12 protein-coding genes and 3 rRNA genes are annotated in these 14609 nt (G+C 59.9%); 10 read left to right on the top strand and 5 right to left on the bottom strand.

The window, feature by feature from the left end; translation table 11 throughout:
• Nucleotides 1-42 precede the first annotated feature (42 nt).
• Nucleotides 43-219: a hypothetical protein gene (locus tag ACNO8S_RS08700; protein WP_023843307.1), complete on the bottom strand. Its 177-nt coding sequence runs from the start codon at nt 217-219 to the stop codon at nt 43-45.
• Between the two features lie 279 nt (nt 220-498).
• Between ACNO8S_RS08700 and ACNO8S_RS08695 the strand changes: the two genes are divergently transcribed.
• From ACNO8S_RS08695 to ACNO8S_RS08665, 7 genes are all read left to right on the top strand, one after another.
• A complete protein-coding gene (locus tag ACNO8S_RS08695; protein ID WP_004516302.1) occupies nt 499-735 on the top strand; it encodes a UPF0058 family protein in 237 nt (78 codons plus the stop codon).
• Nucleotides 736-887: 152 nt separating this feature from the next.
• Nucleotides 888-1184 carry a translation initiation factor eIF-1A gene (locus ACNO8S_RS08690; RefSeq protein ID WP_044951882.1) on the top strand — a complete coding sequence of 99 codons (297 nt, stop codon included), beginning with the start codon at nt 888-890 and terminating at the stop codon, nt 1182-1184.
• Nucleotides 1185-1812: 628 nt separating this feature from the next.
• Nucleotides 1813-3284: ribosomal RNA gene (locus tag ACNO8S_RS08685) — 16S ribosomal RNA — on the top strand.
• Nucleotides 3285-3653: 369 nt separating this feature from the next.
• Nucleotides 3654-6583 (top strand): 23S ribosomal RNA (locus ACNO8S_RS08680).
• A 136-nt stretch (nt 6584-6719) separates the two neighbouring features.
• A 5S ribosomal RNA gene (gene rrf / locus ACNO8S_RS08675) occupies nt 6720-6842 on the top strand.
• The 16S, 23S and 5S rRNA genes sit together here, the layout of an rRNA operon.
• 201 nt (nt 6843-7043) lie before the next feature.
• Nucleotides 7044-7463, top strand: a complete 420-nt coding sequence (locus ACNO8S_RS08670) for a CopG family ribbon-helix-helix protein (protein ID WP_014040627.1) — start codon at nt 7044-7046, stop codon at nt 7461-7463.
• A gap of 100 nt (nt 7464-7563) precedes the next feature.
• Nucleotides 7564-8475, top strand: coding sequence for a PLP-dependent cysteine synthase family protein (locus ACNO8S_RS08665; RefSeq protein ID WP_151103497.1), 912 nt, complete (start codon nt 7564-7566; stop codon nt 8473-8475).
• A 35-nt stretch (nt 8476-8510) separates the two neighbouring features.
• Here ACNO8S_RS08665 and ACNO8S_RS08660 read toward each other — a convergent pair whose 3' ends face one another.
• The 4 genes from ACNO8S_RS08660 to cyaB are packed head-to-tail and all read right to left on the bottom strand — an operon-like array spanning nt 8511 to nt 12123.
• Nucleotides 8511-9056: a DUF5804 family protein gene (locus tag ACNO8S_RS08660; protein ID WP_151103496.1), complete on the bottom strand. Its 546-nt coding sequence runs from the start codon at nt 9054-9056 to the stop codon at nt 8511-8513.
• Between the two features lie 27 nt (nt 9057-9083).
• Entirely contained in the window at nt 9084-10271 is a 1188-nt protein-coding gene (locus tag ACNO8S_RS08655; RefSeq protein ID WP_151103495.1) for a tRNA sulfurtransferase, read from the bottom strand.
• Between the two features lie 47 nt (nt 10272-10318).
• On the bottom strand, nt 10319-11521 hold the full coding sequence (locus ACNO8S_RS08650; RefSeq protein WP_014040623.1) for a methionine adenosyltransferase: 1203 nt from the start codon (nt 11519-11521) through the stop codon (nt 10319-10321).
• Nucleotides 11522-11580: 59 nt separating this feature from the next.
• Nucleotides 11581-12123, bottom strand: a complete 543-nt coding sequence (cyaB, locus tag ACNO8S_RS08645) for a class IV adenylate cyclase (protein WP_008308731.1) — start codon at nt 12121-12123, stop codon at nt 11581-11583.
• 80 nt (nt 12124-12203) lie between these two features.
• Here cyaB and ACNO8S_RS08640 point away from each other — a divergent pair, with 80 nt between their 5' ends.
• The 3 genes from ACNO8S_RS08640 to ACNO8S_RS08630 all read left to right on the top strand — a co-directional run bounded on the left by ACNO8S_RS08640 (nt 12204) and on the right by ACNO8S_RS08630 (nt 14601).
• Entirely contained in the window at nt 12204-13232 is a 1029-nt protein-coding gene (locus ACNO8S_RS08640) for a threonine ammonia-lyase (RefSeq protein WP_050038210.1), read from the top strand.
• Nucleotides 13233-13311: 79 nt separating this feature from the next.
• Nucleotides 13312-14262 carry an FKBP-type peptidyl-prolyl cis-trans isomerase gene (locus ACNO8S_RS08635; RefSeq protein WP_050038209.1) on the top strand — a complete coding sequence of 317 codons (951 nt, stop codon included), beginning with the start codon at nt 13312-13314 and terminating at the stop codon, nt 14260-14262.
• Between the two features lie 138 nt (nt 14263-14400).
• Entirely contained in the window at nt 14401-14601 is a 201-nt protein-coding gene (locus tag ACNO8S_RS08630) for a hypothetical protein (RefSeq protein ID WP_008308737.1), read from the top strand.
• The last annotated feature ends 8 nt before the right edge of the window (nt 14602-14609 follow it).

The raw sequence follows: 14609 nt of genomic DNA, 5'->3' as shown, positions 1-14609 counted from the left end.
ACCCGTCGCTGTAGGACTCAGTTCTGGACGGTGAGAAAACCGTTATGCAGCAGTCATCAGCGCTGCGATGAATGACCACTCCGTCCCGCTGTTTGCTTCTTCTTGTTTCGCCATAGCCGCAGTCTTGTCTCGTGGGTGCTTCCAGTTCATTACGGCCATAGGTACGTGTTCAGCAGGTATGAAGTGTTCGAATACTAATACATTGTCGTGGTCTTTCATGATTGAGAGCGCTTCGCAAGTCAGTAGCCTCCTCAATTCTCTTTAGCCGTTAATGAAGGGAGAGTTACATAGTGGCAACTCTCTGTTTTGTTCGATATTAGGGTAGGAAAACAGAATATTACGATCCGTAGACGAAAATCGTGATACAGGTGCTCATATGCCGGTAAACGGCTCTATCTTTGCATCTGAGATTGGGAGGAGTCGTATCCGAACGGTAGCGACATGTGAGTCGTTGGCAAGGTAGTACTATTACCCTCCACTCCATAAGATTGGACACTAATGAAGAAGCAAGAACTCATTCACCTTCACAGCCTCCTCGCGCAGGTACAACACCACTACGAGCACGAAGCGGACACGAGCGTCGAGCACGATCTGTACGCTGATCTCGGTGTCAAACCGACATCGATCCACAAATCGAAGACTGACCACAAGGAAGCAGTGTTTGCGCTCGCTTCCGGACTGACGGATGCGATGGCCGAGGAAGCCGACGAACCACAGGCGCTGACTGCCGACTGAATCGACGTCCTGTCGTCAGTTCGTTCTCACCGTTCACTATTCCCAGTAGCTATCGGCAAGCTCCTGCCGTGGCACGGCCGCTATGTCGGGCGCATGGTACACGCTATCTCGCCTCTCAAACGACTTATACGGGAGGACACTGTATTTATATTGTGAGCGACGATTCAGGGCGGCGGAATCTCCGCATGCCTACAAACGACGAGATGTTTGCAGTGGTAACAGAGCACCTTGGTGGGAACCACGTCCGCATTCGCTGTGAGGACGGCGAAACCCGACTCGGACGGATTCCGGGCCGGATGAAGTTCCGAACCTGGATTAACGAGGACGACATCGTTCTCGCCGAACCATGGGACTGGCAAGACGAGAAGGCCAACATCGAATGGCGCTACAAGGGGCAAGACGCTGACCAGCTCCGTGCCGAAGGCCACATCGACTCGCTGACCGCCTAATTTTACCACTGTACCGCGTCCTGGTTCACGACGACAGTGAGATAGTTCTCTGCTGTGACCAGCGATTGTCCCTGGTCTGACTGCTTGCTTGTCGAGTGTTCCGACCCTTGCTCTTAGCTCTCGGCACACTACAGTTGTCTACCGTCGAGTTCCTACTACTCCCAATTGATATATAATGGCTGGCTGGAACTCGGTCACTGAACCGGATGTCAGAATCTGAGAACGAATACACGTTGGATCACCGACACCCGGATGCCGTCTTGCGGTTATGCGTGTCACGCCATCACGTTACGTATGCGTCGTGTGTGTTCTACACAGGGCGGGTGTGAGACGATTCATTTATATGTTCCCCCGTCTTCTGAACTAATGCGAAGGTCGCACCGGGCAGCGAGCCCGGGTCGACACGCTCGGTCGGCCACCTGGGTCGGCTTGAGCTACGAGAGGATCTCGCCTTCCCCTTTGGGGCCGGCGAGATCCACCCCATGAGGATTCCACCCCTGCGGTCCGCCGTCAAGATGGAATCTGATGTGAGCTCACGGACCCATGCAGTAGTCAACACTGGCGTAGGAACCAGTGTGTTAGCTTCCGACGGAGTGCAACCACTTCCGCCGCTGATGTATATCAGCACATTCCGGTTGATCCTGCCGGAGGCCATTGCTATCGGAGTCCGATTTAGCCATGCTAGTTGCACGAGTTTAGACTCGTAGCATATAGCTCAGTAACACGTGGCCAAACTACCCTACAGACCGCGATAACCTCGGGAAACTGAGGCCAATAGCGGATATAACTCTCAGGCTGGAGTGCCGAGAGTTAGAAACGTTCCGGCGCTGTAGGATGTGGCTGCGGCCGATTAGGTAGATGGTGGGGTAACGGCCCACCATGCCGATAATCGGTACAGGTTGTGAGAGCAAGAGCCTGGAGACGGTATCTGAGACAAGATACCGGGCCCTACGGGGCGCAGCAGGCGCGAAACCTTTACACTGCACGACAGTGCGATAGGGGGACTCCGAGTGTGAGGGCATATAGCCCTCGCTTTTCTGTACCGTAAGGTGGTACAGGAACAAGGACTGGGCAAGACCGGTGCCAGCCGCCGCGGTAATACCGGCAGTCCAAGTGATGGCCGATATTATTGGGCCTAAAGCGTCCGTAGCTTGCTGTGTAAGTCCATTGGGAAATCGACCAGCTCAACTGGTCGGCGTCCGGTGGAAACTACACAGCTTGGGGCCGAGAGACTCAACGGGTACGTCCGGGGTAGGAGTGAAATCCTGTAATCCTGGACGGACCACCAATGGGGAAACCACGTTGAGAGACCGGACCCGACAGTGAGGGACGAAAGCCAGGGTCTCGAACCGGATTAGATACCCGGGTAGTCCTGGCTGTAAACAATGCTCGCTAGGTATGTCACGCGCCATGAGCACGTGATGTGCCGTAGTGAAGACGATAAGCGAGCCGCCTGGGAAGTACGTCCGCAAGGATGAAACTTAAAGGAATTGGCGGGGGAGCACCACAACCGGAGGAGCCTGCGGTTTAATTGGACTCAACGCCGGAAATCTCACCGGTCCCGACAGTAGTAATGACAGTCAGGTTGAAGACTTTACCCGACGCTACTGAGAGGAGGTGCATGGCCGCCGTCAGCTCGTACCGTGAGGCGTCCTGTTAAGTCAGGCAACGAGCGAGACCCGCACTTCTAGTTGCCAGCAATACCCTTGAGGTAGTTGGGTACACTAGGAGGACTGCCGCTGCTAAAGCGGAGGAAGGAACGGGCAACGGTAGGTCAGTATGCCCCGAATGGACCGGGCAACACGCGGGCTACAATGGCTCTGACAGTGGGATGCGACGCCGAGAGGCGAAGCTAATCTCCAAACGGAGTCGTAGTTCGGATTGCGGGCTGAAACCCGCCCGCATGAAGCTGGATTCGGTAGTAATCGCGTGTCAGAAGCGCGCGGTGAATACGTCCCTGCTCCTTGCACACACCGCCCGTCAAAGCACCCGAGTGGGGTCCGGATGAGGCCGTCATGCGACGGTCGAATCTGGGCTCCGCAAGGGGGCTTAAGTCGTAACAAGGTAGCCGTAGAGGAATCTGCGGCTGGATCACCTCCTACTGACCGGGATCAGGGCCTTGCCCTGACCCACCTACACTGACTGGTGACCACAAGTCACCGCGAGTCGGTAAGCGCCGACTACTGCATGGGCCCGCTGGGCTCACAAAGACCTATCCGAGGCGGATATCCCCTCACGGGGATGTCGGGTGCAACTCCCGACGGGTCCGTATTCCGTATCGCTTCGAATCCGTCCCCTTAAGTGTGGGACGGCGTTCGACTGTGATACGACGACAGATGCACCAGGTCGGGTGAAACCGCGCCTGGGAAGGGTCGATTCGCCCACCATCTCCACCTTGGGGGCGAGTATGAAACCGTGTGTACGTGCGATCCAGGCGTCCACTGGACTCGTTCAGTTGAACGAGTCACAACGACGTTGGCTACTATGCCAGCTGGTGGATTGCTCGGCTCAGGCGCTGATGAAGGACGTGCCAAGCTGCGATAAGCTGTGGGGAGCCGCACGGAGGCGAAGAACCACAGATTTCCGAATGAGAATCTCTCTAACAATTGCTTCGCGCAATGAGGAACCCCGAGAACTGAAACATCTCAGTATCGGGAGGAAAAGAAAACGCAACGTGATGTCGTTAGTAACCGCGAGTGAACGCGATACAGCCCAAACCGAAGCCCTCACGGGCAATGTGGTGTCCGGGCTACCTCTCATCAGCCGACCGTCTCGACGAAGTCTCTTGGAACAGAGCGTGATACAGGGTGACAACCCCGTACTCGAGACCAGTACGCTGTGCGGTAGTGCCAGAGTAGCGGGGGTTGGATATCCCTCGCGAATAACGCAGGCATCGACTGCGAAGGCTAAACACAACCTGAGACCGATAGTGAACAAGTAGTGTGAACGAACGCTGCAAAGTACCCTCAGAAGGGAGGCGAAATAGAGCATGAAATCAGTTGGCGATCGAGCGACAGGGCATACAAGGTCCCATGACGAATGACCGAGACGCGAGTCTCCAGTAAGACTCACGGGAAGCCGATGTTCTGTCGTACGTTTTGAAAAACGAGCCAGGGAGTGTGTCTGTATGGCAAGTCTAACCGGAGTATCCGGGGAGGCACAGGGAAACCGACATGGCCGCAGGGCTTTGCCCGAGGGCCGCCGTGTTCAAGCGCGGGGAGCCATGTGGACACGACCCGAATCCGGACGATCTACGCATGGACAAGATGAAGCGTGCCGAAAGGCACGTGGAAGTCTGTTAGAGTTGGTGTCCTACAATACCCTCTCGTGATCTATGTGTAGGGGTGAAAGGCCCATCGAGTCCGGCAACAGCTGGTTCCAATCGAAACATGTCGAAGCATGACCTCCGCCGAGGTAGTCTGTGGGGTAGAGCGACCGATTGGTGTGTCCGCCTCCGAGAGGAGTCGGCACACCTGTCAAACTCCAAACCTACAGACGCTGTTTGACGCGGGGATTCCGGTGCGCGGGGTAAGCCTGTGTACCAGGAGGGGAACAACCCAGAGATAGGTTAAGGTCCCCAAGTGTGGATTAAGTGTAATCCTCTGAAGGTGGTCTCGAGCCCTAGACAGCCGGGAGGTGAGCTTAGAAGCAGCTACCCTCTAAGAAAAGCGTAACAGCTTACCGGCCGAGGTTTGAGGCGCCCAAAATGATCGGGACTCAAATCCACCACCGAGACCTGTCCGCACCCGTTACAGGGTGATCGAGTAGATTGGCGCTCTAATTGGGTGGAAGCAGGGGCGAGAGCTCCTGTGGACCGATTAGTGACGAAAATCCTGGCCATAGTAGCAGCGATAGTCGGGTGAGAACCCCGACGGCCTAATGGATAAGGGTTCCTCAGCACTGCTGATCAGCTGAGGGTTAGCCGGTCCTAAGTCTCACCGCAACTCGACTGAGACGAAATGGGAAACGGGTTAATATTCCCGTGCCACTATGCAGTGAAAGTTGACGCCCTGGGGTCGATCACGCCGGGCATTCGCCCGGTCGAACCGTCCAACTCCGTGGAAGCCGTAATGGCACGAAGCGGACGAACGGCGGTATAGGGAAACGTGATTCAACCTGGGGCCCATGAAAAGACGAGCATAGTGTCCGTACCGAGAACCGACACAGGTGTCCATGGCGGCGAAAGCCAAGGCCTGTCGGGAGCAACCAACGTTAGGGAATTCGGCAAGTTAGTCCCGTACCTTCGGAAGAAGGGATGCCTGCTCCGGAACGGAGCAGGTCGCAGTGACTCGGAAGCTCGGACTGTCTAGTAACAACATAGGTGACCGCAAATCCGCAAGGACTCGTACGGTCACTGAATCCTGCCCAGTGCAGGTATCTGAACACCTCGTACAAGAGGACGAAGGACCTGTCAACGGCGGGGGTAACTATGACCCTCTTAAGGTAGCGTAGTACCTTGCCGCATCAGTAGCGGCTTGCATGAATGGATTAACCAGAGCTTCACTGTCCCAACGTTGGGCCCGGTGAACTGTACATTCCAGTGCGGAGTCTGGAGACACCCAGGGGGAAGCGAAGACCCTATGGAGCTTTACTGCAGGCTGTCGCTGAGACGTGGTCGCCGATGTGCAGCATAGGTAGGAGTCGTTACAGAGGTACCCGCGCTAGCGGGCCACCCAGACAACAGTGAAATACTACCCGTCGGTGACTGCGACTCTCACTCCGGGAGGAGGACACCGATAGCCGGGCAGTTTGACTGGGGCGGTACGCGCTCGAAAAGATATCGAGCGCGCCCTATGGCTATCTCAGCCGGGACAGAGACCCGGCGAAGAGTGCAAGAGCAAAAGATAGCTTGACAGTGTTCTTCCCAACGAGGAACGCTGACGCGAAAGCGTGGTCTAGCGAACCAATTAGCCTGCTTGATGCGGGCAATTGATGACAGAAAAGCTACCCTAGGGATAACAGAGTCGTCACTCGCAAGAGCACATATCGACCGAGTGGCTTGCTACCTCGATGTCGGTTCCCTCCATCCTGCCCGTGCAGAAGCGGGCAAGGGTGAGGTTGTTCGCCTATTAAAGGAGGTCGTGAGCTGGGTTTAGACCGTCGTGAGACAGGTCGGCTGCTATCTACTGGGTGTGTCATGGTGTCTGACGGGAACGACCGTATAGTACGAGAGGAACTACGGTTGGTTGCCACTGGTGTACCGGTTGTTCGAGAGAGCACGTGCCGGGTAGCCACGCAACACGGGGTAAGAGCTGAACGCATCTAAGCTCGAAACCCACCTGGAAAAGAGACACCGTTGAGGTCCCGCGTAGAAGACGCGGTCGATAGACTCGGGGTGTGCGCGTCGAGGTAACGAGACGTTAAGCCCACGAGCACTAACAGACCAAAGCCATCATTCATACGCACTGTGACTCATTCACCGACGAATTATCTCGTCGCTGAACGAGTCCAGGCGCAAACTGGATCGCACGTAATCACACGGTGGAAAAGTTAATCGAGACTGGTGCTTTCGTGGTTCGATTCCACGACTCGACGTTAGGCGGCCACAGCGGTGGGGTTGCCTCCCGTACCCATCCCGAACACGGAAGATAAGCCCACCAGCGTTCCGGGGAGTACTGGAGTGCGCGAGCCTCTGGGAAACGCGGTTCGCCGCCACCATTCATACTTACATAGCCCACTCAGGAGAGGTATCTCTCCCGAGTGGGCTTTCTGTATTTGTACAAACCGAGAGCTGTCAGCTCACCAAGCCAGTCGTTCGTCGTTTACAAGATACGAGCTAGCGGCAGCGCTATCCAGAGTGATTCCAGTCTATGCGGGCAGATATGAACTATTAATACTCCAACGGCGCCGAGTTAATACATGGGCGTTGTTAGTATCTCGATGCCGGACGAACTGGAGGAGCGAATCGACACGTTCGCCGACGAACACGGATACACGGGTCGCAGCGAGGTCGTTCGGGAAGCGGTCCGGAATCTGATGGGGGAGTTCGAGGACAAGCGGCTGGAGGACCGCGAACTGATGGCCATCGTCACAGTGCTGTTCGATTACGAGACGACGACCGTCGAGGAGAAAATGATGCACCTCCGGCACGACCACGAGTCTATCGTCGCGTCGAACTTCCACAGCCACGTCGGCGACCGGTACTGTATGGAACTATTCGTGTTGGAGGGACAGCTAGAGGATATTTCCGCGTTCGTCGGCAAAGTCCGAGCCACGAAAGACACGCTGTCAGTCGATTACTCGGTGCTGCCGGTCGACGACATAAATCTGTTTACGTGAGAGGGTGTCGACGCCGGAAAGCGCTGCCGCGTGTCGTGAGTCCACGAACTGTTTGGGACCTTCAGTAGGCGTTTAAGTCGGGCGCGCGTAGCCGGCGGCGATGAAAGACTCTATTCTCGATACAATCGGGTCCCCACTGGTCTCGGTTCGCGCGCCGGAGGGGGCAACCGTTGCAGCGAAGATCGAGTCGTTCAACCCGGGCGGGTCCGCGAAGGACCGGCCGGCGAAGTACATGATCGACGACGCCGAGCGAAACGGCACGCTCGAACCGGGTGATACGCTGGTCGAACCGACGAGTGGCAACACTGGCATCGGAATGGCGATGGTTGGCGCGACCAAAGGCTACGACGTGGTGCTGGTGATGCCGTCCTCGAAGTCACCGGAGCGCCGCCAGATAATGAAGGCCTACGGCGCGGAGATCGAACTGGTCGAGGGTGACATCTCCGACGCGAAAGAGCGCGCGGATGAACTGTGCGACCGCGACGACCACGTCCAGTTACGACAGTTCGAAAACCCGGCAAATCCGACGGCGCACTACGAGACGACGGGTGAGGAAATACTCGAACAGGTAGGCGACCGGACCGTTGACGCGCTGGTCGCGGGCGTCGGCACTGGTGGTACACTCACTGGGACCGGCCGTCGACTGCGCGAGGCGTTCCCTGAGATGGACATCGTCGCTGTCGAACCAGCCGACAACGCCGTCCTCTCCGGGATGGAACCGGGCACCGGCGAGGACAGTTTCCAGGGAATGGGACCGGGATTCGTCAGCGACAATCTGGATACCAACCTGCTAGACGACGTACTGACAGTCGAACTTCCGGACGCAGAAGACGAGTGCCGTCGACTCGCCCACGAGGAGGGCATCCTCGTCGGCCAGTCCTCGGGCGCGTCGAACCTCGCCGCGCGAGAGGTAGCCGAACAACTCGTCGCAGACGGCGTCGACGACCCGCTCGTGGTCACAGTCTACTGGGACAGCGGGGAGCGGTATATGTCGACCGGGATGTTCGACTGAGCCCGGTCTGTTCTGCGCGCGCGGTGTGGCCCGAGTCAGGCCCCGAACTCCGATTCGGTCACCCTGACGATGAGCGTGTCGTCCACGTCTCGAAGGTCGTACTCGGGAATCGTGTCTCCAGTCCGTGTCAGGAGCATCGGCTCGACAAGTTCGGGTGGGCGCTCGGTCTCCATCGCCTGTGTGTCCGGCGTTGGCTCCGACTCTCCTTCCGACGAGCCTTCGGCATTAGATTCGCCGGTCACGTCCGGTTCGACAATACCGTACACCTTGAGAAAGCGACCGGTATCTTCGGGCGCAACGTCGTCGTCCCGGATCGCCGCGGCGAGATCCCGGGAGAGCCACTCCGTTTCGCTGATCGATGGATCACGAACGAACGCGGCGTCAGCGAAGCGGACGAGATACCAGTTCAAGTCGTTGAGAAGCGCCACCGCCGCCCCGAGACTCACGGTGTCGACGGCGACGGTATTCGCGAACGGTTCCCGCAGGTCGTAGGTGGCGAGTGCGTTCCGTGCGGTCTCGCGAGAGAGGAGTTCGTACCGGAGATTCACGTCCTCGCTCCCGACGAGACAGACCTGCGTCATGGCTCAACCCTGGCCCGCCCCGGAAATTTAGCTTTCGATGGGGACGATGACGCGGTCCCGGGCACAGGCCTCGGCACGCTCGAACAGGTCGTCTGGTTCGGCTGTCCGAACTGCTTCGAGCGATGCATTGGTTTCCGGATGCGATGGGGCGACGCGGTTGCAACCGGTGTCGATTGTCGAGTCCTCGAAGGTCCCGATTGTCCGCGCGTGATTGGTTATCTCGGACTTGTCGACGGTGAGGTTCGGTCGGTGCACCGGGAGCGTAGTCGCGGCGTCCGTGACCGCGATGTTCGCGCTCGTCTGGCTGGATTTCTGCCCGATAGCTTCGCCGGTGACGATGCCGACGGCGTCCCGGTCCTGCCCGATAGCGTCGGCGGCCGCGAGCATGAACCGGCGGAGCACGAGCATTCGGAGCGCCCCGAGGTTTTGAGAGATGTCGGTGACGACGTCACCGGCGTCGATTACGGACAGCGACAGGTCGTGTCCAGGTGCATACGAAGCGAGCGTCTCGACAGTCGAAACGGCTCGCGCCCGGTGGTCGGGGCCGCCGTAGTCACCGAGGTCGACGTAAACGGGGATCACGGGTGCGCCGCGTTTCATCACCTGCCAGGCGGCGACGGGCGAGTCGATGCCGCCGCTGACGAGGGCGACGACGGGGCGCTGGGTCCCGAGCGGGAGGCCACCGGGTCCCGCACGTTTCTCACAGAAGACGTAGGCCTCGTCAGTCCGGCACTCGACGAACAGCTCGAAATCGGGGTTGTCGAGGTCGACAGCAGGCTCGCCGCCCAGTCCTTCGATTACCTCCCAGACGGCGGTGCCACCGTCGGACTCGATGTCCGTACTCGAAAAGGGGTGTGCGTCTGCTGGCCCTGCCCGGCGAGCGTTGACAGCGAAAGTGCCGCCGTCGTGCTGTTCTCGTGCGGTCGCGGCCAGTGCCGTTTTGATTGCAGACAACGTCGGATCGACGGTCGTGACCGCCGAGGCGGAGGTGACGCCGAACGTGTCGGCCGCGGCTGCGGTCACGCCCTCCGGGTGGTCAGTGTGGACGAACAGCCGGTTCCGGCGCTGTTCGATGTCTCCTGACAAGCCGCGCGCGTCGAGCATCGCTCGGAGGTTGTCCGCCAGTTGCCCCTCCATCTTCCGGCGGACCTGATCGCTCTTGACGCCGAGTTCGCCGTGGCGGACGAGCACGCTATCGGCGTCCGGTGGATGCATGCCCGCGAGTTGACTACCGGCGAGTAAAGGGGTGTCGCCTCGCCGCCTCAGAACGTCGAGAGGTTGCCGTCGATGACCTGTCGCGTGATATCGGTCACGTCGGCGAGTTCGTCGTCGATTGTGGCCTGGATGTCCGCTTCGACGTCGCCGACTGCGACACCGTCCTCAGTGATAACCGTCGCGTCAGCGACGTGGGGTTCGTCGATCGGTGATCCGATCTGTGAGAGCAGGCGCATCTGGACCTGTCGGATGCCATCGACCTCGCTCGCGACGGACTGTGCGATCTCCGTCGAGAGGAGATTGTATATCTTCCCGATGTGGTTGACGGGGTTCTTCCCGGACGTCGCTTCCATGCTCATCGGGCGGTTGGGCGTGATGAGGCCGTTCGCGCGGTTCCCGCGGCCAACGGAGCCGTCATCGCCCTGCTCGGCGCTGGTGCCGGTCGTCGTGAGATAGATCGACTCGGCGTCGTAGTCGTCAGCCGTGTTGACGTGAACCGTTACGTCCCGGTCGGTGTACTCCTCGGCGAGGTCGGTGACGAACGCTTGAACGTCCGAAACAGCGGCTTTGTACGCGTCGAGGTCCGGAACGTGTTCGTCGACCATCGCAACGGCCACGGTCACGTCGATGTGATCGCCCTCGCGCTTGCCCATTACCTTCACGTCCTGGCCGACGACCGGGTTGGACTCGGCGTACTCGCCGGTCAATGTCTCCTCGGTGTTGAGAACGATCTTCTCAGTCTCTGTCAGGGGAGCATGGCCGACGCCGTAGCTGGTATCGTTCGCCATCGGAATTGCTGCTTCCTCGCCGAACACGGTCTGGAGGTCGCCCGACCCTTCGCCGAACTGGACGTCGACGATGACGTCGGAACCGAGGTCGAGGTGGGGGAACTGCTCGTCGAGGTAGTCGCGTGCGGCCTGGAGGGCAATACTCTCGGCCGGGATGCGCTCGCCGTCGAACTTCTTCGTCGCTCGGCCGACGACCAGAATGTAGATCGGCTCAAGCACTTCGCCGCCGCCGTACGCAGGGGCGGCAGTGCCGGCGACGAGTTGTGTCTCGTCGGTGTTGTAGTGCAAGACTGTGCCGAACCGGTCGATGTACGTCTGTGCCAGCGCACGCGACACTGTCTCCGCGATGCCGTCGCAGATGGAGTCCGGATGGCCGATACCCTTGCGCTCTACGACTTCGATGTCCTGATCTTCGACGGCGAGCCCGCTTGCAGGTTGGACGTGGATGTTCCGCTCGGTCATTGCCTCGACTTCGTCTGGCCGGGTTCTATAACTTACGGGAACAGATAATAGCGGAATGATTACTCGTTCGCATCGCTAAGTAGCATACCGAGATAGGAGGTCCGCTGCTGGTCACTGGGGTCCAGACTGAGGTCCTGAAGCACCTCGTAGGCCCCCTCTCGCACGGGTTCGATGTCGCCGTCGGTCTCCCGTTCGACTTCGACGAACTCGCCGACGTCGTCGACAGCGTCGAGCGTGACGTCGTATTCTCGGACCTCGTACACCCGGCGGTTCTTCCGGACGGTCGCCGCGGGCTCGAAGCCGAGGTGCTGGACGATAGCGTCGATGTCGTCGCCGTCTTCGACGCCTGTTTCGAACTCCTCTCGGCTCTTCGACTCCGCTTCGAGGAGCGGCCCCTTGTAGGTGACTTTCGCGTTCGTCTCCCCCTTTCTGGTCTCGCGACGGACCCGGAACGCCTCGTCCGTCTCGGCGAAATCCCGATGGGGGGCGTCGTAGTACGTGTCCGTCTGTATCACCGTGTCGACCTGTTCGGCCCCAAGTTCGTCGAGTCGCTCCGCGACAGCCTCGATGTCCGCTGGCACTTTCACCTCGACTTCGTACATACTGTGGGGCTGGACCGGGTCGCTGAAAAACGCTCCCGTCGACCGCGCCATTTACTGTGTCCGCTCTCTCGGGTAGTAGTATGGCCGGTCGCTACGAACCGATCGATTCCCCGGACGAAACGACCCTCTTTCCGTATCACGACCTGACGCCGCCGACAGTTGCAACGGTCGCGCGCGCCCGGCAACGCATCCGACAACACCTCCCGGAGACGCCCCTAGTCCGCAGCGAAGCCCTCTCCGAAGCCCTCGACGCGGATGTCCTGCTCAAGCGTGAGGACACACTTCCGACCGGCGCGTTCAAAGTCCGCGGCGGGGTGAACCTCGTCGCGTCCCTCGACGAGGAGTTCCACGACGCCGGGCTACTCGCCGCGAGCACGGGGAACCACGGCCAGTCTATCGCCTGGGCAGGCCGCGAGTTCGACGTGCCCGTCACTATCGGCGTCCCGGAGGAAGCCAACGCCGGAAAGGTCGACGCGCTGGAGCAACTCGGCGCGGAGGTCATCCAGTATGGCGAGGACTACGACGAGGCCCGCGAACACATCGAGGAGCTTGCGACCCAGCGCGAGGCGCGTTACGTCCACTCCGGCAACGAACCGAAGTTGCTCGCCGGCGTCGGCACGGCAGGCCTCGAAATCCTCGACGAACGGCCCGATGTCGACCGCGTGTTCTGTCCCGTCGGCGGCGGCACCGCCGCGGCCGGGTACTGCATCACGCTCGGGGCGATGACCGACGCCGCTGTCGTCGGTGTGCAGGCCGCGGGCGCGCCCGCGGTGTACCGCGCTTGGCAGGAGGAGACGTTGGAGGCCCTCGACAGCGTCGACACCATCGCTGAGGGCGTCGCGACCCGGGTGCCGTTCGCACTCCCGACCGGCATACTCCAGAAGGGGCTCTCGGATTTCCGTCTCGTATCTGAGGACGCCATCGCGGACGCCGTGGCACGCCTGTTTGAGACGGACCGCATCGTCATGGAGGGGGCCTGCGCGACGGCTGTCGCTGCAGCGCTCCAGGCTGGTGACGAAGTACGGGGTGAGACGGTTGTCCTCCCCGTTTCAGGGCGGAACATCGACCGCGAGAAGTTCGACCGACTGTTGGCTGAAAGCGAGTACTAGTCGGCCACTTCCGAAGTTGCTCGACTGCTACTGACCGGGAAACGTTGTCCTTAAGAGTGCCACGACTGACGAACAGGGTATGAGCAACGAGTCTGAGACTGAAGTCGATGAGGAAACCGCAGACGAAGAAGAGCAAGCGGAGGGACTCCAGAAAGGTGATGTCGTCAAGCTCGCCTACACCGCCCGCACCGTCGACGGCGGCCAGCTTGTCGACACGACTGACGAGGAAGTCGCCGAGGACGACGGCATCGACACCGAACAGCAGGAGTTCGGCCCGCGAACCATCGTGCTGGGCGAGAACCACATCTTCCCGGACGTCGAGCAGGACATCTACGGGAAGGAGGTCGGCGACGAGGGCAACGTGACCGTTGCGGCCGCCGACGCTTTCGGCGAGTACGACGAGGAAGAGGTCCGGACGGTCTCGAAGGACAAGATTCCGGAGGACGACCGCTACCCCGGCGCGCACGTCGACATCGAGGGCGAGCACGGCCACATCGAGACCATCATCGGCGGCCGCGCGCGAGTGGACTTCAACCACCCGCTGGCCGGCGAGGACGTCGAGTACGACTACGAAATCCTCGAAGAGGTCACGGACCGCGAGGAGAAGGCCCAGGGCATCATCCAGATGATGCTCGACATGGAGCTCGACGTGTGGTTCGAGACCGACACCGTCGAGGAAGAACAGCTCGTCGAAAGCGAGGACAGCGAGGAGTCGGAAGACACCTCGGACGAGCCCGAGTACGAAACCGTCGAAGTCGAGAAGGAGACGCTCTACATCGAGGCGACGCCGCAGCTGACGATGAACCAGCAGTGGATGATGGGCAAACAGCAGATCGCCCAGCAGCTCACCCAGCTGCTCGACATCGACCGCATCATCGTGCAGGAGGAAATCGGTGGCGGCGGCATGGGCATGCCCGGCATGATGGGTGGCATGGGCGGTGCCGGCGGCGCTGACATCGAAGACGCGCTGGAAGACGCTGACGTGGACGCCGAAGAGATCGTCGAAGAGATCGAGGGCGCCGAAGAGTAACTGCGCCGCGAGCACGCCGAGCGATTCTTGAGTGATAAGCGCCAGCGAGCGCTTTTGCGGTTCCGAGCGGTAGCGACTGCCACTTTCTGACGGCACAGACGGGAGAACGGTTATATCCACGACACGTCATCACTACCCATGCGAGTATCGCTGATGTACCCGCTACTGCTCGCGCTCCCGCCCGGAATCGCCTTCGGTGTCGGCACGGTTGTGCTGACTGGCAGCGCCGGGCTTGGACTGGCAGCCGGCGTCGGCGTCGGTCTCGGACTGTTCCTGTTGATACTCGTGGGTACGGAGTTCGGCTCGACGGACAGAGAACTACAGCCCGGCCGCGAATAGAATCCGTC

This window comes from Haloarcula sp. KBTZ06 (genome assembly GCF_048595605.1).
GTDB lineage: Archaea > Halobacteriota > Halobacteria > Halobacteriales > Haloarculaceae > Haloarcula > Haloarcula hispanica.
Note: the sequence above shows the minus strand (reverse complement) of the source record. Positions and strands in the feature narration are given on the sequence as shown.

What these genes read in the sequence shown, in the direction of transcription:
- ACNO8S_RS08700 (WP_023843307.1), bottom strand. Translation starts at nt 219, where the DNA reads ATGAAAGACCACGACAATGTATTAGTATTCGAACACTTCATACCTGCT.
- ACNO8S_RS08695 (WP_004516302.1), top strand. Translation starts at nt 499, where the DNA reads ATGAAGAAGCAAGAACTCATTCACCTTCACAGCCTCCTCGCGCAGGTA.
- ACNO8S_RS08670 (WP_014040627.1), top strand. Translation starts at nt 7,044, where the DNA reads ATGGGCGTTGTTAGTATCTCGATGCCGGACGAACTGGAGGAGCGAATC.
- ACNO8S_RS08665 (WP_151103497.1), top strand. Translation starts at nt 7,564, where the DNA reads ATGAAAGACTCTATTCTCGATACAATCGGGTCCCCACTGGTCTCGGTT.
- ACNO8S_RS08660 (WP_151103496.1), bottom strand. Translation starts at nt 9,056, where the DNA reads ATGACGCAGGTCTGTCTCGTCGGGAGCGAGGACGTGAATCTCCGGTAC.
- ACNO8S_RS08655 (WP_151103495.1), bottom strand. Translation starts at nt 10,271, where the DNA reads ATGCATCCACCGGACGCCGATAGCGTGCTCGTCCGCCACGGCGAACTC.
- ACNO8S_RS08650 (WP_014040623.1), bottom strand. Translation starts at nt 11,521, where the DNA reads ATGACCGAGCGGAACATCCACGTCCAACCTGCAAGCGGGCTCGCCGTC.
- cyaB (WP_008308731.1), bottom strand. Translation starts at nt 12,123, where the DNA reads ATGTACGAAGTCGAGGTGAAAGTGCCAGCGGACATCGAGGCTGTCGCG.
- ACNO8S_RS08640 (WP_050038210.1), top strand. Translation starts at nt 12,204, where the DNA reads ATGGCCGGTCGCTACGAACCGATCGATTCCCCGGACGAAACGACCCTC.
- ACNO8S_RS08635 (WP_050038209.1), top strand. Translation starts at nt 13,312, where the DNA reads ATGAGCAACGAGTCTGAGACTGAAGTCGATGAGGAAACCGCAGACGAA.
- ACNO8S_RS08630 (WP_008308737.1), top strand. Translation starts at nt 14,401, where the DNA reads ATGCGAGTATCGCTGATGTACCCGCTACTGCTCGCGCTCCCGCCCGGA.